Below are 17,876 nucleotides of genomic sequence, written 5' to 3'. Positions count from 1 at the left end.
TTTTAACTCGGTAGTTGATTATTCAAAGTGCCGAACTTTCCAGTTTGACTGGCTTTCTTAGCTTCTTCTGTTTTAGATTCTTTCTTGCCTTTGTCAGCAACCTTGCCATGCACGTAAGGCAATGCGGCCTTAGCAGCATTCACCCGCATGAACATGTCATCGCTTTTATTCATCACATCAATAAGAAATTGGAGTGGATCATCTTTGGCGTAGTTCTCATCATCCAAAGGGTTGTCATTTTCCCCACTATCCACGGAGTTAACTTTTGGTTTTTCTGGAGTTAACTTTTCAGATTTAGAAGTTAACTTTTTGACTGATTTAAATTGTTCGATATATGCAATTACTTCAGGGATTTTTGCTAATTTTGAACCCTGCTGCATTGCAGATTTTTCACTGTATCCTGCTGAAATTGCAGCATCTTTATTGCTCATACCATCAACAACAGCTTGAGCAAAAGCTTTCATTTTTGCTGTTAAAGCCATTGCGACTCCTTAACTCTAAAAGTTAACTTTTAACTAAAAAGGGAAATTTTTTTATACGTGAGATGGGCGGTGGTGTCCGCTGATAAATGATTTTGAACTTTTTACCTCCCCCCTCCCAACGGCGATGAGCTCTTTTTTCAATCATAGTCTGCTCTCCTGCTGGGTTTTCTTCTTATGGCAGTCAATGCACAACGACCAAAGATTGCTTGGGTCATCTGTTCCACCTTGCGCCGTGTTGATCTTATGGTCACATTCCAATTGATGTGTGACTAGACCACAGAGTTGACAGGTATAACCATCACGTACATGGATGCTTTCTTTTAGTCTACGCCAAGGGCGACCACCACGACCTGTTCCCCAGTTTTTCTTGGGTTCAGTCTGTTGACGGCGTATCTCTAGCCTTGGCTTAAGTGTCTGTAGTTTCATGGGGCAAACCCTTAGTCATCATCCAAGTTACGTGATTGTGGTTCATCCTCATCGCCAACGATCTCATCGAGCAGCATGCGGATCTGTGCAGTCTGGTCACTGTTGATTTGTATGAGTTGGTTGTTCTGTTGGATCAGTTGATTGGTTTGATCGGTCAGTTTGTTGTTCTGTTCCACCAACTGATTGTTCTGCTGTACCAGTTGTAAGACGATTGATTGCAAGTTGCAGTCGTTGTTTGCTGTACTCATACATTGCCTTTAGTTTTTGACGGCGTTCTTCACAGCCTTTGCAAGACATAGACACCTCGGAATAAAAAAGAAAAACCGCACCAACTTTCTCAAGCAGTGCGGTCTTATGTGCCGTAATCCATTCGGCCAAGGAGAATAAAAAACCACCCGAAGATGGTTTACTTACAATTTAAAAGATTGTCAGATTTAGTTCATTCAGACTGGTAAAATTTAACTGTTTAAATAACAACTAGTCGATCGTATTTGAGTCTTCAGAAAATCTAAAAGAACTAGTAATACGTATAGGATATGGCTTACCATTAACAATTAATGGATAAAAATTAGCCTGCTTACGATATTCATTTAAAGCATAATTATCCAATTCTGGTAATCCACTACTCACTTTAATCTCAGATTTGGTTAAATTTCCATTATCATCAGCTTCTGCATATATTCCAACGTATAAGGTTTGACCTTCAAGCTTTTGCTTCACAAAAAAGAATTTCGGATAATGTTTATATTTAGGCTCTCTTGAAACCTCTAATAAAAAAGGTTGTACTGCTCTAATAGGATAATAAATTCCATTCTCTTGATAAGGCTGAAATTTAGAACGCTTTACTGCATTTAGTACTTTTGTGTCTATTGATTCAAGCCCACTACTTTCTATTACTTCTGCGGATTTAATAATACCATTTGCATTCGTCTTAAACTCAACCCTCACTATTCGGTCATATCCTAAAAGTTCTCTATTCTTGAATTTTATTATTGGTGCTCTTTGCCATTTTACGCCTTTCGGTTGTTCTTTAATGGTTTGGACATCCTGTGCATTCGCAGTGAAACTCAGACAAAAAAACAGGCTTATTAGGGTTTTAAATAAAATATTCATTATAAATTTCATGTAGATAATGTTTTATGATCTTTAAAAGATTAGCACTATAGAATAAAAACAGTTTGCAATAAAATATTATTTTTTCTTTTAATTAATTCAACTCTAATTGAAAACAAAAGATCTGTTTATTTAGAGGTGTTCTCTTAACCAATGAACCATATAAATCCAATCAAAACTATCAACCCAACTATACCCGCTGCCATCCATTCTGATTTTGGATAGCCAATTAAATTATTTGGGTTGCTATAGTCAGGTCGTTGTCGATCAGTGTTATTTTTCTTGTGCGGTTTATATGTTGAGTATGACAAACCAGTGCCAGGAGCACTTACTGTTGTTCGTGTGCCTTTTCTACCGACACTCACTCTCGCACCTTTCCCACCAAGAGAAACACTGCTTAAACCTTTTTTACCAACATTTAAGCGAACACCTGGTGCGATCTTAAAGCTTTTTCGAAAATTTAAGCCCATATTCTTGGTCAGTTCCAATTTCAGAGTACAGATTTATTTATATATGAAATTGTATATTTTTCAAGCAATAAAAAAGCCCAACAAATATGTCAGGCTTAATAATCAGTGAACTATTATAACTTCGCTCACTATAGCAGAAATATGCCACATCCTTTGTACAGGGTCAAGCAACCATTTGAAAGCAGACCATATGCCTTTGTCTCGCAAGAGATACCTCTTTAATTATATTCGGATTACCTGTTATGACTGCTCTCAAATAAGCAGATAAATACAGTAAATTATTCGACTGCTTAATAATGGTATAGATTAATTCTGTCGGATAGCCCGTTATGTTTCTTCGTACAGCATGCAAACCTGAATGCACAAACGAATTCATTGCATCCCAAGAATAATTTTTCAACTCAACTAAAGATAATACATGACTATGTGCAGGGGTATTAGCAGATAAAAGTTGCTCAAGCATTTTTGATATAGGCGGAAAAACTTTTTTATTTTTAGTTATTCTCGCTTCTTCCAACTCTCCTACTATCGAATCAATATCCTCATCTTTTGACACATAGAATACCCACAAACTTTTAACTAATGCTTCATATTGCAAGCGAAATAAAGCAAAAGCAGAAGCAATACATTTCGTTTTAAATAAGTATCGTACTCCTGCTGAATGTTCTACAGATAGCATTGCTAGACTTGCTACAGCTAATAGTCTTTGTGAATCGTCATACAAATTAAGATCAATAGACGGTGATATAAGTTCAATTTCTAGTTGATGTGATTTATTCAGTAATTGTTCTATACGGTCTAGGTTATACATAACTTACTACTTAATTATTTAAGAAAAAGCTCAAAATATTGTGAGCTTTTGAATTTCTTAGTTAAATTTTTAAATTCAATTACTACATTTTACGAAAAGCAACTAATGTCATTAAAATTTAGATTAATTACTTTTCCGTTGTCGAATACATTTTTTATGGGCTGGTTTGAGCGTTGCTTGATTGGCGTGAAAAGTAGCCCATTTTTCACTTAGCTCAGGATTAAAATATCTTGATGCATAGCTACCATCTTTAATATCTATTTTTTCCATTTCTTCATCATTACCAAAAAATTGTGTTAATAATTCATTTAGTCTAGGTTCGTAATGACAAGCCTCTATTTTATCTTCTATTTGCTTCTTACAAAGACAACAAATAGTGTCTGTATTTTTATCTTTGAATTCAATTATTTGATCATTAACTGCTTGTACAGCTGCATTTCTCAAGTCCTCCTTGTGAGTAGATGAGCCCTGAGGATTTAGAGCTTTAGTCCAGCTGATATCTATCTCAGTTCCATCATCTCTCAAGATTAATAACTCCTTGTTACCGCTATTAACCAAAGAGCGCCTTACTCTAATTTTGAAATTTGTAGAACCATTAATTTTATTTAAATAATCATGGTGATGCGAAAGAACCCATGTAAGAAGCTCTATATCTTTTTCTTCAGTAATAAAGCAATCATCATCAATCTGATTGATAAGATTTCGTATCTCATCTGTTAGAGATTTTTTAGTTTTATAATTACGTTCTATCCACCATTTAATAGTTTTAGCCATTTTTCTTACCGTTTAAAAGTTAATATTCTTCTAGCATATTTCATTTAATTAAAAAAGGAGGATTAACTGCATTAATTATTTAATGCAGTTAAGAGATATCTAAGCTTCCGCATTAAACCAATTCGGATTGGTATCCATAATTTCCCCGTTAGACATGTTCACCACGCGGAAATCTTTGCTAATAAGTGGCTGACTGTTTGACCCGCGCATGTTATAGCGTCTGCTCACATCAAGCGCCAGTTCATTTGCTCGAACGATTAAACTTGTATACTTGAGATAGTCCTGCATGTTTAAGAATCTGAGCGCATTCCAAACATTCATCATTTTAAAGTTTTGATTAATGACTGCTTCAACCAACTTCTGAATCTGTTTTTGTTCTTGGCGTTGTAGCTCATTACTTCGTGCGACTACCGCGGTTAGGTTATGTACATACTCTACGGCGTAAGGCAAAGTTTTAAGTGGAATCTCATCGACTTTGTTCACATCAAAGCGTTGATTAATCATCTTATAAACTTCAACTGTATTGAAGTTAGATTTACTGACTAAAACCCCTACGGCTTCTGCTAGCTGTATGCGATCTCTTATATCAGTCAAAACTTTCGGTTTGCTTTCTTTTTCTAAAATATCTAACACCCATTTTCTAAATTCTTTGGCAACTGGTGTACGAGCAAAAAATGTAATGAGATAGCAACCACGCAAGTTAAATATCCGTAACCCCAAATTGGGGGTCTGAGGATTACTAATAACTTGAGTCATATCTTCGGTGAATTCATCTAAATTTCGATCATAAATTTTGGTTACGGCATCAGCACGTGCATAACCTAATGCTCTCGCTAACTCAGATGATGTAATCCAAATTTGATTGTCATTCTGTTGGACTGGATGCAATTCTAGTGCATTAAAAACTAAATTATTCATGATTAACCACCTCGGGTTCGGATAATGGCTGCCACCTACAGGCATACCTCATGAATAATTGTACCCTAAAATTAGGGTACATCAAGTATTTTTATCTATCTTTGTTTTTATATAGCATTTAACGATTCAGCATAATTTGCCGTATCCAAACTATTCTTTTTCAATAATTCAATAATTTCAGTCTTCACACCGACTGGAATTGGTCTTCTTTCCTGCAACCAATCTCTAACACGGCGTGCATCAACCTCAAGCGCTCTTGCTAGATCACTTTGCCATTGATTGCCGTATAACAACTCTCCTGCCTGTCTTAATTGCTCAGGGGTCATACGATGAGTATCATTCGATTCAGACATATATTTTTTACCTAGAAAGTAAGTCACGGCTTACTTATTAAAAACCAACTTATTACATCATAAAATTAGCCAAAAACTAATTTTTTCATTAGCTTTTATCTAATACTCAATAAACCCATACCGACAATGCAACGCAGCCAAGCCACATTTAACATCCATACGTGCATCCATCTGACTGCGTTCATCTGTCACCATCTCAGCCCATGAGTTGCCATAAAAGTAACGGTCGATAATTGCATCCATCCAATCATCCATAATCTCAGACTGACCAAGCATATCTAATATTAGACGTTGTACGGCACGGGCTTCATTATCATCAATTTGACAAGTTAGTTTGCTACGTCGCGACTTTGGCGGTTCAAAATCACCAGTTAAGTAATCCACAATAATCTGCTGTTGCTGCACTTTAGTCAGCTTCTTATATTTTTGCGCTTTCACAGCGCTATCCATCGCTATAGCAATTGGATTGATACTCTTCCCACATGTAACAGATACGGAATTCATCCAAGTACCAAATTGATATAACCACCCCTCTAAATCAAAACGTGTCCAATCGACTGCCTGTAAAATATGTTCTTGCTTTGCCACTACATTCATCCCATTCCCCCTCAAAATCTCGCAAAACGGCGGTGGACCAACATCGCTGCATCACGGGCATGTTCATTGGTACGACCAAGCCAACCGGTAATTCTTTGAAAGGTCTCCGCTTTATATTTGGTACTGTTGTTCTGTGGGTGAATCATCTTGTGAAGATAACCCTGCTCTTTACACCAGTCTTCCCATATCTGTGCATCACGTTTAACAGATCCAACGCCCTGTGCCTTTTCACGGCCACCCGTAAACCAAGTACGTTGCCGAGCATCTTCTATATATAGGCACACGTTTTGGATTCCCCATGTCTGTACTTGATGTTGTACTTTCTCCATTGCCTGTGTGATGGATAAAGACTCTACCTGTTCTAGCTCACCACCATTGCCTCGGTCTGCTGCAACGGCGAAACCTGTATTCACCCCTGTATCAATTCCAATCATGATTTTCATGCGTACATGGTCCCCAATTCGCTTTTGTTGTCTAAGAACATCTGATTGACTGCCCCGATGTATCCGCACCATCCAAAGGCTTCACTCCAGTAAGTCCAAACGCCGTTGGTGCAATTCCAAAAGGTTCCATCGTTTTCAATGTGGGTTGCGCCGTGTGGAATCATGCTGCCTCCTTCAAGTTGCCACTGAAGCCAACCTGTTTCAGGTAGGACTCCCATTTTTTGGCTTGGGTTGGATCTTCGAGTTTTACGGCGATACGTGCTGCAAGTTTTTCAAAGGACTCACCTGGTTCGCTGTACTTGCTTGAGAACTCAGGATGGTGAGCAAGTTTCTGCGCGAAAGTGGCTATCTGTTTTTCAGTCAGGTGTTTTGGGTTATTGGCTGTAGGTGTTTTGCTGTATCCCGTTTTGGTCTCTTGGGAATACTTGCTTCGATAGGCGTTCAGCAACCAATCGGCAAAGTGGAAGTTCATGAGTTCATCGCATAGGGATTTGTCTTGGTTGTAAATCTCGAATGCTCGTTTTTCCCGTTCAGCCCATTTCGCTGTCAGGATGGTTTTTGGATCGATGCTGTCATCGGCCAAAGAAATTTCTTCTCGAAGTTTTTTGAAGCAAAGCCAATCTTTTTTGTTTTTAGATTCAATTGGGAGATTCCTTGGGAGATTCTGTGTCCCAATTTCGGTACTGGTCTCGGTACCGTTTTCGGGACTGGTTCCAGTGCCGTTTTCGGTACTAGTCCCAATATTGGAACCTGTACCTAAATTGGAACTAGTTCCGTTTTTACCACTAGTCCCCTTTTTGGTACTGGTTGTTTCATCTTCCCGTCCGACCACACCCAGCAATTGGTAAACTTTTACGCCGTTACCGACGATGCTGCCTGTAAATTTAATCAGGGCTTTTTTCTCTAGGTCGTCTAAAACTTTGATGATGGTTTTGCGGTTCATCTTGGTGTCTTTAACCATTCGCATAATGCTTGGGTAGCATTTGTGGTCTTCCCCTGCGCGGTCTGCCAGTGAAAGTAATATGAGGCGTTGTGTAGAACTGTCTACTTCCGCTCTCCAAGCCCAAATCGTTGCATCTAAACTCATATGGGTTTACCTCTATTTGTCGTCTACGCACTGGTGTATTTGTGCATCCAGTTCGGCAAGTATTTCGTGTATTCGGTGAATGACCTTAGACATGTCTATGGCTTCCCCGCGTGTGATGCGTCCGTCTGCCATCATTTCTTTAAACAGCGTGTAGACGTTTCCGCCTTTCATTCCAAAGCTCAGCACCAAATCTGTGAGTGCTGTATCTCGGTTTTCTGGTATATCGGGCAGATCTATAGCGACCTTGCCGTGTACGGCATTTAGGCTTTGTAGAATTCGGTAGTCGTTGGTCAGCGTCATCAACTTGGATGCTTCTAGTAGCGTTAAGTGATGGGTGTCTGTATTTGGATTGACTTTGCTATTGAGCACGGCGGGACTTTTGATGCCCATACGTGGTGCGAGTGCGTTTGCTCCACCTTTGTAGTCGTGTACGGTGTGATAAGCAGCATCTAATATGTTCATAACGGGTTCCTTTGAACGTGTTTATTAGATGGCTGTCTTATTACCATTTTGGTTGTTGTCTACTAATGCAGGATATAAACCAAAATGTTGATGAATTTCAGCTTCAGAAACTTTTCCTTTACTCGCTGTAGACAAGGCTTTGCGGAGATTTTTACGAGGCTCTTTATACCCATAAAATAAATGAGTTTTTATATAACCAACTGTTGTTCCTGCATCTTTTGCATATTGTTCTAATTCATTTGGGCTTTGCTGAAGTATAAAATCTCGGAAATTCATTGATTGATCCTCTCGTATCAATCGAAATATTACCTTTTAGGTAATGTAAATACAATCTTTTTTCTTGTTTACCTTTTTGGTGATGAAACTACAATTAACAAATGTGACTTGTCACAGAAAAATTAAAGGAAATATATGGACAGCAAATCAATCAGATACAAAAACACTCGCTTACTTGTTGATCAAGTTGGTGGCGTGTCTAGTTTTGCTGACAAAATTGGAAAAGGACAATCTCAAACTAGCCAATTTGCAGGTACGAACCCAATTAAAGGTATTGGCAATAAAGTTGCCCGCGAAATTGAATTAGCATTCGATAAGCCGCATGGTTGGTTAGACCTACCACATGATGAGCAAAATATAACTGATGGTAATGTCTCTGAACCAATCCCTATGAAAGGTGAATTTGTTCCAGTCATTTCTTGGGTTCAAGCTGGTGCTTGGACAACTGTTGAAGCTGTGCCTGCGGGTACACAGTTTGAAGAATGGTTACCACCAAACCCTAAGTGTGGAAAACACGGTTACGGACTAGAAGTATCAGGTGAATCAATGCTTCCAGACTTCCGCCCTGGCGATAAAATTTATGTGAACCCTGACTTTCAAATAAGTGATTTAAAAACAGGTGATTTGGTTATTGTTGCTTGCGATGGTGAAACAGAGGCTACTTTCAAAAAATTGATAGTAGAAAGCAACGGTATGTATTTAGAACCCTTAAACCCAAAATGGCTTGGAAAAATCATGGAGCTTCGTGAAGGCTGCAAACTGGTTGGAAAAGTCGTTGGGTTATATAGGGATGTTTGACAATGAAGTTGGATTCGAAGCTCTATGAAAAAATAGTATCTCATTTAATGTTTGACGAAAATGATTTTGATACTACCATCGTACCAAATGCAAAAATTATAGGTTCTATTAGCGGTAGATCTCGACAAATTGATGTACTTCTAGATAGTAAAAATGGAGAAAGCAATAAAAGAATTATCGTAGATAGTAAGTATCAGAAAAGACCAATAGATATTAAAAAAGTTGAAGAATTTGAAGGAATGATGCGTGATGTTAATGCACAGAGAGGCATATTAATTTGTCCAAGTGGCTACACTCAAAGTGCACTTCGACGAGCACAAGAATTAATTACTATACGTATTCTTACTGAAGAAGAAATTGAAAATTTTGTCATGTATGGTTGGGATAATTGTAAATTAAATCAATGTGAAGGAAATATTCTATGGGAACTTAACCCTTCTATAATTGATGATTCACCACTGACAGTTACTTGCTCTGCAAAATGTGATAAATGTTCTAATTTCAATATTTGGTGCTGGGCATGTGGTGAAAAATTTTCAATGTATGACGAGGATGAACATCAATGTGCATGTGAAGGACCTTCATTTTGGTTAACGTCAATTGAAGATGATGAGCAAAGTAAATCCGTTTATCTTCATTACTTACACCTTATAGAATACAATCCAGATCAACCGAAATTTGCAACCTTAACAATGAATCGCAGACCAATAAGTTAATAGAGATAACATGACTACACAATTAAATTTTAAAGTAAGCTCAGGACTAAAAAATATTATTGGTCGTGATTTAATTATAAATGATACTGTAGCGATTTTTGAATTGGTCAAAAACTCATTTGATGCAGAAGCAAAAAAAGTTCAATTATATTTTGATAATGAACGTATCATTATCATTGATGATGGTCATGGCATGACTCATGAAGACTTATTAAATAAATGGCTATTTGTAGCATATTCAGAAAAGAAAATTGAAAATCAAAAAACTGATTATCGACATAGTGTAACAAACAAAGTATACGCAGGTAGTAAAGGTGTTGGAAGATTTTCTTGTGATCGACTAGGTAAAAACTTACAGCTTCAAACAATACACAAAGATAACTTAAACCATAATGAAGTTTTAGATATTGAGTGGGATAAATTTGAATCGAATGACTTAGAAAGATTTGAAGCTATTAAGGTCTACAATAATTCCAACTCAAGATTTAAGTTAGATAACATCGAATACTCTCTCGATCTATTTAATCAGTTTTCATTATGTGACTCTATAATATTACCTAAACATGGAACGATCATTGAAATTGAAAACTTACGCGAAAGTTGGAATCGAAAAAAACTACTAGAACTGCGTAGTTCTTTAGCTAAACTTATAAATCCATTTCAACAAAAAAATGATTTTGAAATTATAATTTATGCTCCAAATGAATTAGAACAAGATATTAAAGAACATGAATCTGCGGATAATACTGATGATTATATTCCTATTGTAAATGGACCTATTAAAAACTTTATTTTTGATACATTAGAATCAAAATCTACACATCTTGAGGTTAAGTATACTGATAATGGCAACTATATCACTTCAACACTTATTGATCGTGGTGAATTAATCTATAAAATTAAAGAACCAAATGAATATAAATATATTAAAGATTCCGAATTTTCTTCCAGCGTCTATTACTTAAATACTGCCGCAAAGATGACTTTTAAAAGACGAATGGGTATCACCTCCGTCTCTTTTGGATCAATTTTTGTTTTTCGAAATGGTTTTAGAGTATATCCTATTGGAAATGAAGGCGATGACACGTTCCAATTAGATAGAAGAAAACAACAAGGTTATGCAAGATATTTGGGTACACGTGACATAATTGGAAAAATTGATGTTAATGGTACCGAAGAACAATTCAAAGAAGCAACAAGTCGTGATCAAGGTCTAATTGAAACTCCTGCATATCTTCAATTAGAAGCATGCTTCATGGAAAAATGTATTAAGCGATTAGAAAACTATGTTGTTGATGTTACTTGGCGTGATTCTTTAGATAAAGATTTGGATACACCTGAAAGATTAAATACCGATTTAGCTAAGGCAAGAATCATTACTATTGTTTCAAGGTTAGCAAATGCTAACAATATTGAATTACTAGATTATAGTAGAAATTTAGTTACTATTCTAAATGAAAAATCCAAAGAGTTCGAAGACACTATTGAGGGATTAAAGTCTGTAGCAAAGAAATCTGACAATGCTGAACTATGGGATAAAATTAATAAAGCAGAACTCCGATATTTAGAATTAAAACAAGCTGAAGAGTTAGCAAAAAAAGAAGCATACGAAGCTGAAGAGGCTAGAAAAAGAGCTGAGGAAGAAGCACGATTATCTGAACTAAAAAGTAGAGAATATGAAAGATTACAATTAATTGCTGAAGAAAAAACCAGACATATTGCTAAAGAAAAGCAAGAAATCATAATCGAAAAAGAGAAAATTTCTGAAGCATATGAGGAAGAAAAGAAAAGAAATTTATTTCTTACTGCAAATTCATCCCTAGATAAGGACAATATAGTAAATTTACATCATCAAATTGGCATTTATTCATCTTCCATCCATAATTTATTAGCTAATCAAATCGATAAGTTAAATCATAACGAAGACTTTGGAAAAGAAGACCTAATCAATATTTTTGAACAATTAACATTTAAGAATCAACAAATACTTGCGGTGTCACGTTTTGCTACACATGCAAATTTTAGACTTCAATCAGAAACTATAACCGAAAACTTAATTTTATTTATAAAAGAGTATCTAGAGAGGATTTGCAAACTTTATGCAGGAGATATACTTCAAATTTCATTCTCTAGTGATATTGCCGTATTCGAAAGAACTTTCCTACCAATTGAGCTTTCTATGGTTTTAGATAATCTAGTAGATAATGCCAGAAAAGCAGGTTCTACTTCAGTAAATTTAAGTATCGAAAAAATGAATGCTAAGCAAATCGAAATTAAAGTTTCTGATGATGGCAATGGAATTAATGCATTTGAAAAAAATAGAATTTTTGAAAAAGGGTTCAGTACAACTGAAGGATCTGGTTTAGGCTTATATCATGTTAAACATATTATTGAACAAATGGGCGGCAGTATCACTTTAAATGAAAGCTTCGAAAACGGTACTCAATTTATTATCAGACTGGTATAGTTATGCGTTTAGATTATAAAATTTTATGGCTCGAAGATCAGCCTCACAATGTAAAAGAAGTTGAAGACCGTTTAAGGGCCAGACTAAGTAGATTAGGGTTTAATCTCATTGTAGATTGGAACAAACCTACAGGCGACTTGAATAATATTATTCACACAATCAAAACTTCTGTAGAGGATAGTGATCTTATTTTACTTGATTATGATCTAGGTCGGCCTGATATTGATGGTGCAAAAATAGCAAAAAAATTAAGAAACTCTCAAATTCTTACAGACATAATTTTCTATAGCTCTTCAACACCTACAGCTCTGCGTGAGCAAATTTTCAACCAAAATATCGATGGTATTTTCTGTGTACAACGGTTTACCCTTCAAAATGAAGCCTATAATATTATCTATAATAGAATCAAAAAAATTCTAGACTTGAATCATATGCGTGGAATTGTGATGGAAGTTGTTAGTGATTTTGATGAAGAAATCATTAACATTTTAACTAGTCTTCATAATCGAATTGAATGCCCTGAGGAAAAAAATAAAACTTACAAGTATATTCAAAGTAAAATTGAAGACTCAAATGCATCAAATTTAAAGCAAATTAAAAAAATTATTGAGAGTGTTGATGGCTGCAACTTTCAAAACCTTATTGAGCACCGCGCCTGTGGTAGCTCGATAAAATCTCAAATCCTAAAAAGTTTTTTGGAAAAATTATTAGATGAGTATAATATTTCTAATATTTTCGAAATTATTAATAATTACGATGATCAAGTTATCAAACCAAGAAACTCTTTAGCCCATGCTAAGCCTATTATCGAAGATGGTAAACTAATTTTTAAAGTTAATGAAAAGACATTTGGAGAAAATGAGTTTCAAAATTTGAGACAGAACCTTCTGACTCACAGAGATAATTTTACTGATTTAAAGGCTTTGCTTACCAATGGCAATCTTGATAGTGTAAAAAAAGAATAGAGTCCTGGCTTTTTTTCACATTATTCAATATACTTCATCGTAACTTATAAGTTTTGTTATATATATGCGTTTCATAGACTTGTTTTCAGGCTGCGGCGGACTTTCATTAGGGCTACTCAATGCAGGGTTTACAGGTCTTTACGCTATTGAAAAAAACCCTGACGCCTTTAATAGCTTAAAAAGCAATCTCGTTACACCATCCCAGTCACTAACTAATTGTTTTAAATGGGACACTTCTGAGATTCCACTTAAAAATCATGACATTCATCAATTACTTGAAGATAAATGTAATTTTCTTGAAAATTTAGGTCATAAACAAGTCGTTGATTTAGTTGTTGGAGGTCCTCCTTGTCAGGGATTTTCAACAGCTGGAAGACGCGATCCAGATGACCCTAGAAGCCAATTAGTATACGATTACTTAAAAGTAGTAAATTTAGTTCAGCCCAAATTTATTATTATGGAGAATGTTAAGGGTATAACTTATAAAATTAAAAGTGATAGCCCATCTCCAGCTCATGAAATCAAACTTAAATTAATTGAGTTAGGGTATCTACCTATTACTTTTATTGAGGATGCCTCAATTTGGGGAGTTCCACAACAACGTATTCGATTCATATTAATTGGAATCAGATTTGATCAAATAAAATCCCAATTAAGTAATTTACATACTAACGAAATTCTTGAGATCTCGAATCAATTTTCACCAATTATTAAGTCTAAACTAGAAGAATTCGCTTGTAAGTTTAAAAAATTAAAGGGGCTCCCCGAAATCGTCAACGTTGGAGAGGCTATACATGATTTAAAAACACAATGTAACTCGAAGCAAACTTATCCTCAGATCAATGCCACTGACATTAACAGTAAATTATTTTTTCAAATTGCATCAAGAAATAATATTATTAATAACCCTTACATTAGATTACTTAGGAAAGGACTAGAAGAAGATTATCTACCATCAGGCTTACGCTTAGCAAATCACAATGAAAATACACTAAAAAAATTTTCCAAGATATTGCAAGATGTTGACTGTCCTGAACAAAAATTTAAATATAACTTGCGCCGTCGAACTACTCTACCTAAACCTTATTTAGAAAATGAAATATACACAAAGAAGCTCATTACTAAAGTTTTAGATAAGAATTTACCAGCATCAACTGTGACAACTGTACCTGAAGATATGCTGCATTATGACGAAGCAAGAATATTAACTGTTCGAGAATTTGCTAGACTACAATCTTTCCCAGATTGGTATAATTTTCAAGGGCCCTACACAACAGGTGGAGAAAGAAGAAAACATAGTTGTCCTAAATACACTCAAGTAGGTAATGCTGTACCACCATTGATGGCTGAAGGTTTAGGTCTTTTTATAAAGAATGAATTATCACATATTATTAAAAAAATATTTTTTCCTAATGTTACAGCACTTTAAAATGCCATTTAATAGATGGAGTTGTTACAATAATAAAAGGTAATTTTAGCTTGCAATAAATTACCTTTTTGGTAATATTTATTCTCGTACACAACAAAAAAGCACCCCTGCCTTCGAACTCATGGGTGCTTTACAGATAACTGCGAGATGAGTATGGAACAAAAACCTATATCCAGTCAAACGACGCCTATCCTTTTCCAACACCCTACTACTGCAGACCTACATCCTTCACGCTGGCAAATTATTTATACCAATGCTAAAGAGTTTAGCCTTTTTGCTCTACTTACTTTCGTTCTTTGGGTAATCGTCCAATTCTTCAATTTCGTAATTAGAGGTTAAGGTTATGTCTAATATCCTACGCCTCAAGCTCAGCGTATTTGCTGAACGCTATTGGCAAGACGAAGCATCCCGCCCAAAACGCGACACACTGGTCAGCCATATAAAACGTGGCTGGCTCAGTGGTAAAAAAATTGGTAAACAATGGTATGTCGAATGCACATCTTGGGGTGTACCTTTGTACTATTCAGATGATGTACCTAAGGTGGAACTAGAGTCTCCACCTAAAACGGGTAACTCTATTGCAGACCGAATACTAGCGGAGATTTAATATGGCTCCTCGAGGTCGTAAATCGGGGAACTTGGACCTACCTCCCCATGTCGAAGTAGACAAAAAGCCCAACGGCACCATGTACTTTCGTTACCTACTACCAAACGGACAGCGCAAGTCATTAGGTAAAGACCGAATCGAAGCCATTAAGGCTGCTCAAGCACTGAACACGGTGCTTGAGCGTAACCCAGACATTGTGTCTAAAATTCTATCTTCAGTAGAAAAAGCACATAAAAAAAGTAGTGTTCCCAACTTTGGCCAAGCATTGGGTGAATATGAAAAGCTGCATTTACCCAAGAAGAAACTTGCCAAAAATACCTTGGTCAATGTCACGGCGAATATTGGGAAATATCAGGACATGTGGGGGCATCTTTACTGTACCGATATTACCCTGCTCATGATTTCAGAATACCTGAAAAAGCAAACAGACTTTCAGGCAGAAAAGCACCGTTCACAGCTTATCGACATCTGGAAATATTTAGTGGCCAACGGCTGGGTACCAGACAATATTGCCGAGAAAACATTAAAACCAATACGACCTGAAAAGCTGCGTACTCGTCACTCCAACGAGTCAATTGAATTAGTGAAGTCGGTTTGTCCGCTCTGGTTAAAACTGGCAATAGATCTTGCATTGCATTCTATTCAACGGCGTGCCGATCTGGTGGTAATGGAACATTCAAGCATTAACATTAAAGACAACACCATGACCGTACTGCAGCATAAATCGCTGAATTACGACAAGCCTGTGTTTATTGAAGTGGATATGCATCCAGAGTTAAGAGAAGTTGTACTGCAGTGTGTAGAGCATTCTATGAAGCTGCGCTGCCCTTACCTAATTGCGACTCGACCAGAACGCATTAATGAGCAAATCCGTAATGCGAAACTGCATCCTTTTGCAGTAACGGAAGATCACATTACCAAGCAGTTTAAGAAGTATCGGGACCTGTCTGGTGCGTATGATCATTTGGAACCAAACCAACGTCCATCGCTGCATGACTTACGTGCTTTGGGTATTTATAACATTACGCAAAAGTATGGGAAAAAGTACGCACAGGCACTGGCTGGACATGCAAATGTGAAAATGACCGACCACTATTTAGAAGGTCATGAAGCGCCTAAACCTGAGCGGATTAGCTACCGATAGTCATACTAATAAAGCTGATGCGTTCATTCAATGGATCATCAGCTTTTGATTTCATATAATCACCAGTATGTTAAATGAATCTTTTAATGAGGACTAAACTTATAGCCAAAATGATTTAGACATACCTTAATTCCATTAAGTGAATAATCCATACATCCGTTATGAATACACTTATTTTCTGAAAAGCCTTCATGAGCCAAAACAACTAAGAATTGTTTAATACTGTTTATTCGGTTTTGGCTTAATACTTGGCTCATATCTGGAATTTTAATTCCAAAAATTGGGCATGTTGGTGTTTCTGGATAACATTCAAAATACCAAGCTTGCTGACACTCGGCACAAACATAATAAAACTCACCATAATCAAATTCTGGTTTGGCTTCCTCACATGGAGGATCTTCAATGAAGTAGTGAGGAAACTTATACTTCATATTGTAGTTATGACTGAAAACATCTGAAAAACTAGTAGGACATACAAAAAAATTACCTACAGATTGGCATTCACACATATTTTTTGTTCTTTAAAGTTTATCTAAAATTAACATAATGCACGCTATACGTAATTCATTTTTTAATCAAATGATAGGCTCATATAAATTACAAACAAATTCGTCAAAATTTTTTGCTAACGTCACAACCCACTCTTTCTCATTTTCTTCATCTTGGTCATAGAACCAATCATGTAATATTAAAACAACGGCTGGTTCAACTTTATTACTTCTATAATCAAACCCAACATCATCCCCGTTCCCTGTACATCCAAACCGTACTATTTGTTTATAGTAGTCCTTATAATCTTGATTCAAATATTTAACTTTATCGCCATATATCTCATCATTATATCCTGCATATATAAAACTATTCTCATTAATATCTCCTGAAGGCTCAGTATAGGTAAAACAGTTTTTTACTGGATCCAAGTAGTCGTTTTCAGAAAGTAGGATTTTGTAACTCTCTGGAAATTTAATTCCCAAAGTTTCCTCGACTTCTTCAATAACTGTCATATCAACTTTTCCATGACTAAATCCAACATTATTCATTTCGTTAATATTCCCTTACTTAGAGTATCGTTAGTTATCGTTTTTAAATTTAAATGGGCGAGTTATTAACAGTTGGAAAATATTTCATTCCCCGAAAATACCCCGAAAGTTCCCCGAAAACAAAAAGCCCACTTTTGAAGTGGGCTTTAAGTTGCTGAATTAACAGCTATATTTGGTAGGCATATCCAGACTCGAACTGGAGACCTCTACGATATCAAATTCAGCGCATCTTATTCAAAAATAATGGCTTATATCAGGCTGGGGAAAATTTGGGGAATTTTCGCGATATATAGACAATGAAATAAAGTCCCATAAATGATGATTGATCATTTAAAATACAATTTCAGGCAAATCTTAAAATAATTCTTAACTTTTGGGTATGGTTCAAAAGCTGTAACTAGAGTAACGATTTTTAAAAGTAGTATTTAATATATTGAAATTAATATAAATATTACCCTTAGAGATACTGTAACGATTGCGTGACGATTCTGTAACGAG

At 36.0% G+C, this 17,876-nt stretch carries 23 protein-coding genes; 7 read left to right on the top strand and 16 right to left on the bottom strand.

Translation table 11 applies throughout. The annotated features are described in order from the left end of the window. Window positions 1-2: 2 nt before the first annotated feature. From F4W09_RS02305 to F4W09_RS02240, 14 genes are all read right to left on the bottom strand, one after another. Complete coding sequence (locus F4W09_RS02305; RefSeq protein ID WP_151503886.1) at window positions 3-482, bottom strand: terminase small subunit; 480 nt, start codon at window positions 480-482, stop codon at window positions 3-5. A gap of 141 nt (window positions 483-623) precedes the next feature. Beyond that, window positions 624-908 carry an HNH endonuclease gene (locus tag F4W09_RS02300; protein WP_044738591.1) on the bottom strand — a complete coding sequence of 95 codons (285 nt, stop codon included), beginning with the start codon at window positions 906-908 and terminating at the stop codon, window positions 624-626. An 11-nt stretch (window positions 909-919) separates the two neighbouring features. After that, on the bottom strand, window positions 920-1,156 hold the full coding sequence (locus tag F4W09_RS02295; protein WP_171492377.1) for a hypothetical protein: 237 nt from the start codon (window positions 1,154-1,156) through the stop codon (window positions 920-922). A 229-nt stretch (window positions 1,157-1,385) separates the two neighbouring features. Then, window positions 1,386-2,021: a TonB family protein gene (locus F4W09_RS02290; RefSeq protein WP_151503885.1), complete on the bottom strand. Its 636-nt coding sequence runs from the start codon at window positions 2,019-2,021 to the stop codon at window positions 1,386-1,388. 146 nt (window positions 2,022-2,167) lie between these two features. Further along, window positions 2,168-2,491, bottom strand: a complete 324-nt coding sequence (locus tag F4W09_RS02285) for a DUF4236 domain-containing protein (RefSeq protein ID WP_151503884.1) — start codon at window positions 2,489-2,491, stop codon at window positions 2,168-2,170. Window positions 2,492-2,654: 163 nt separating this feature from the next. Then, window positions 2,655-3,302, bottom strand: a complete 648-nt coding sequence (locus F4W09_RS02280; RefSeq protein WP_151503883.1) for a DUF6988 family protein — start codon at window positions 3,300-3,302, stop codon at window positions 2,655-2,657. Between the two features lie 123 nt (window positions 3,303-3,425). Then, entirely contained in the window at window positions 3,426-4,076 is a 651-nt protein-coding gene (locus tag F4W09_RS02275) for a DUF3223 domain-containing protein (RefSeq protein ID WP_151503882.1), read from the bottom strand. Window positions 4,077-4,175: 99 nt separating this feature from the next. Further along, window positions 4,176-4,994 carry a BRO-N domain-containing protein gene (locus F4W09_RS02270; protein ID WP_151503881.1) on the bottom strand — a complete coding sequence of 273 codons (819 nt, stop codon included), beginning with the start codon at window positions 4,992-4,994 and terminating at the stop codon, window positions 4,176-4,178. A 107-nt stretch (window positions 4,995-5,101) separates the two neighbouring features. Beyond that, the gene (locus tag F4W09_RS02265) at window positions 5,102-5,347 is read right to left on the bottom strand and encodes a helix-turn-helix domain-containing protein (protein WP_171492376.1); all 246 of its coding nucleotides are present in this window, start codon (window positions 5,345-5,347) and stop codon (window positions 5,102-5,104) included. A gap of 99 nt (window positions 5,348-5,446) precedes the next feature. After that, a complete protein-coding gene (locus F4W09_RS02260; protein ID WP_151503880.1) occupies window positions 5,447-5,944 on the bottom strand; it encodes a hypothetical protein in 498 nt (165 codons plus the stop codon). Window positions 5,945-5,955: 11 nt separating this feature from the next. Continuing rightward, window positions 5,956-6,387 carry a hypothetical protein gene (locus tag F4W09_RS02255; RefSeq protein WP_151503879.1) on the bottom strand — a complete coding sequence of 144 codons (432 nt, stop codon included), beginning with the start codon at window positions 6,385-6,387 and terminating at the stop codon, window positions 5,956-5,958. Between the two features lie 160 nt (window positions 6,388-6,547). Next, window positions 6,548-7,474, bottom strand: coding sequence for a helix-turn-helix domain-containing protein (locus F4W09_RS02250; RefSeq protein WP_151503878.1), 927 nt, complete (start codon window positions 7,472-7,474; stop codon window positions 6,548-6,550). A 12-nt stretch (window positions 7,475-7,486) separates the two neighbouring features. Continuing rightward, window positions 7,487-7,936, bottom strand: a complete 450-nt coding sequence (locus F4W09_RS02245) for a phage regulatory CII family protein (RefSeq protein ID WP_151503877.1) — start codon at window positions 7,934-7,936, stop codon at window positions 7,487-7,489. Between the two features lie 24 nt (window positions 7,937-7,960). Then, a complete protein-coding gene (locus F4W09_RS02240; protein ID WP_151503876.1) occupies window positions 7,961-8,212 on the bottom strand; it encodes a hypothetical protein in 252 nt (83 codons plus the stop codon). Window positions 8,213-8,347: 135 nt separating this feature from the next. Between F4W09_RS02240 and F4W09_RS02235 the strand changes: the two genes are divergently transcribed. The 7 genes from F4W09_RS02235 to F4W09_RS02200 all read left to right on the top strand — a co-directional run bounded on the left by F4W09_RS02235 (window position 8,348) and on the right by F4W09_RS02200 (window position 16,338). Next, window positions 8,348-9,010, top strand: a complete 663-nt coding sequence (locus F4W09_RS02235; RefSeq protein ID WP_151503875.1) for a LexA family protein — start codon at window positions 8,348-8,350, stop codon at window positions 9,008-9,010. A gap of 2 nt (window positions 9,011-9,012) precedes the next feature. Then, a complete protein-coding gene (locus F4W09_RS02230) occupies window positions 9,013-9,726 on the top strand; it encodes a restriction endonuclease (RefSeq protein WP_151503874.1) in 714 nt (237 codons plus the stop codon). 10 nt (window positions 9,727-9,736) lie between these two features. Next, window positions 9,737-12,193: a sensor histidine kinase gene (locus F4W09_RS02225; RefSeq protein ID WP_151503873.1), complete on the top strand. Its 2,457-nt coding sequence runs from the start codon at window positions 9,737-9,739 to the stop codon at window positions 12,191-12,193. Window positions 12,194-12,195: 2 nt separating this feature from the next. Further along, window positions 12,196-13,158 carry a PleD family two-component system response regulator gene (locus F4W09_RS02220; protein ID WP_151503872.1) on the top strand — a complete coding sequence of 321 codons (963 nt, stop codon included), beginning with the start codon at window positions 12,196-12,198 and terminating at the stop codon, window positions 13,156-13,158. Between the two features lie 64 nt (window positions 13,159-13,222). Beyond that, a complete protein-coding gene (locus F4W09_RS02215) occupies window positions 13,223-14,587 on the top strand; it encodes a DNA cytosine methyltransferase (protein WP_151503871.1) in 1,365 nt (454 codons plus the stop codon). A gap of 343 nt (window positions 14,588-14,930) precedes the next feature. Then, window positions 14,931-15,194: a hypothetical protein gene (locus F4W09_RS02205; RefSeq protein WP_151503869.1), complete on the top strand. Its 264-nt coding sequence runs from the start codon at window positions 14,931-14,933 to the stop codon at window positions 15,192-15,194. Between the two features lies 1 nt (window position 15,195). After that, the gene (locus tag F4W09_RS02200; RefSeq protein ID WP_151503868.1) at window positions 15,196-16,338 is read left to right on the top strand and encodes a tyrosine-type recombinase/integrase; all 1,143 of its coding nucleotides are present in this window, start codon (window positions 15,196-15,198) and stop codon (window positions 16,336-16,338) included. Between the two features lie 83 nt (window positions 16,339-16,421). Here the strand turns inward: F4W09_RS02200 and F4W09_RS02195 are convergent, their stop codons facing one another. Continuing rightward, window positions 16,422-16,847, bottom strand: coding sequence for a hypothetical protein (locus tag F4W09_RS02195; RefSeq protein WP_151503867.1), 426 nt, complete (start codon window positions 16,845-16,847; stop codon window positions 16,422-16,424). A gap of 66 nt (window positions 16,848-16,913) precedes the next feature. Then, window positions 16,914-17,378 carry an SMI1/KNR4 family protein gene (locus F4W09_RS02190; protein ID WP_151503866.1) on the bottom strand — a complete coding sequence of 155 codons (465 nt, stop codon included), beginning with the start codon at window positions 17,376-17,378 and terminating at the stop codon, window positions 16,914-16,916. Between the last annotated feature and the right edge of the window lie 498 nt (window positions 17,379-17,876).

Origin of the sequence: Acinetobacter tandoii (assembly GCF_008867985.1) — a bacterium.
Taxonomy (GTDB): domain Bacteria; phylum Pseudomonadota; class Gammaproteobacteria; order Pseudomonadales; family Moraxellaceae; genus Acinetobacter; species Acinetobacter tandoii.
This window is presented reverse-complemented; position numbering and strand designations above follow the sequence as displayed.

Bases quoted from the DNA above. Each gene is read 5' to 3' on its own strand.
- F4W09_RS02305 (WP_151503886.1), bottom strand. From the start codon at position 482: ATGGCTTTAACAGCAAAAATGAAAGCTTTTGCTCAAGCTGTTGTTGAT.
- F4W09_RS02300 (WP_044738591.1), bottom strand. From the start codon at position 908: ATGAAACTACAGACACTTAAGCCAAGGCTAGAGATACGCCGTCAACAG.
- F4W09_RS02295 (WP_171492377.1), bottom strand. From the start codon at position 1,156: ATGAGTACAGCAAACAACGACTGCAACTTGCAATCAATCGTCTTACAA.
- F4W09_RS02290 (WP_151503885.1), bottom strand. From the start codon at position 2,021: ATGAATATTTTATTTAAAACCCTAATAAGCCTGTTTTTTTGTCTGAGT.
- F4W09_RS02285 (WP_151503884.1), bottom strand. From the start codon at position 2,491: ATGGGCTTAAATTTTCGAAAAAGCTTTAAGATCGCACCAGGTGTTCGC.
- F4W09_RS02280 (WP_151503883.1), bottom strand. From the start codon at position 3,302: ATGTATAACCTAGACCGTATAGAACAATTACTGAATAAATCACATCAA.
- F4W09_RS02275 (WP_151503882.1), bottom strand. From the start codon at position 4,076: ATGGCTAAAACTATTAAATGGTGGATAGAACGTAATTATAAAACTAAA.
- F4W09_RS02270 (WP_151503881.1), bottom strand. From the start codon at position 4,994: ATGAATAATTTAGTTTTTAATGCACTAGAATTGCATCCAGTCCAACAG.
- F4W09_RS02265 (WP_171492376.1), bottom strand. From the start codon at position 5,347: ATGTCTGAATCGAATGATACTCATCGTATGACCCCTGAGCAATTAAGA.
- F4W09_RS02260 (WP_151503880.1), bottom strand. From the start codon at position 5,944: ATGAATGTAGTGGCAAAGCAAGAACATATTTTACAGGCAGTCGATTGG.
- F4W09_RS02255 (WP_151503879.1), bottom strand. From the start codon at position 6,387: ATGAAAATCATGATTGGAATTGATACAGGGGTGAATACAGGTTTCGCC.
- F4W09_RS02250 (WP_151503878.1), bottom strand. From the start codon at position 7,474: ATGAGTTTAGATGCAACGATTTGGGCTTGGAGAGCGGAAGTAGACAGT.
- F4W09_RS02245 (WP_151503877.1), bottom strand. From the start codon at position 7,936: ATGAACATATTAGATGCTGCTTATCACACCGTACACGACTACAAAGGT.
- F4W09_RS02240 (WP_151503876.1), bottom strand. From the start codon at position 8,212: ATGAATTTCCGAGATTTTATACTTCAGCAAAGCCCAAATGAATTAGAA.
- F4W09_RS02235 (WP_151503875.1), top strand. From the start codon at position 8,348: ATGGACAGCAAATCAATCAGATACAAAAACACTCGCTTACTTGTTGAT.
- F4W09_RS02230 (WP_151503874.1), top strand. From the start codon at position 9,013: ATGAAGTTGGATTCGAAGCTCTATGAAAAAATAGTATCTCATTTAATG.
- F4W09_RS02225 (WP_151503873.1), top strand. From the start codon at position 9,737: ATGACTACACAATTAAATTTTAAAGTAAGCTCAGGACTAAAAAATATT.
- F4W09_RS02220 (WP_151503872.1), top strand. From the start codon at position 12,196: ATGCGTTTAGATTATAAAATTTTATGGCTCGAAGATCAGCCTCACAAT.
- F4W09_RS02215 (WP_151503871.1), top strand. From the start codon at position 13,223: ATGCGTTTCATAGACTTGTTTTCAGGCTGCGGCGGACTTTCATTAGGG.
- F4W09_RS02205 (WP_151503869.1), top strand. From the start codon at position 14,931: ATGTCTAATATCCTACGCCTCAAGCTCAGCGTATTTGCTGAACGCTAT.
- F4W09_RS02200 (WP_151503868.1), top strand. From the start codon at position 15,196: ATGGCTCCTCGAGGTCGTAAATCGGGGAACTTGGACCTACCTCCCCAT.
- F4W09_RS02195 (WP_151503867.1), bottom strand. From the start codon at position 16,847: ATGTGTGAATGCCAATCTGTAGGTAATTTTTTTGTATGTCCTACTAGT.
- F4W09_RS02190 (WP_151503866.1), bottom strand. From the start codon at position 17,378: ATGAATAATGTTGGATTTAGTCATGGAAAAGTTGATATGACAGTTATT.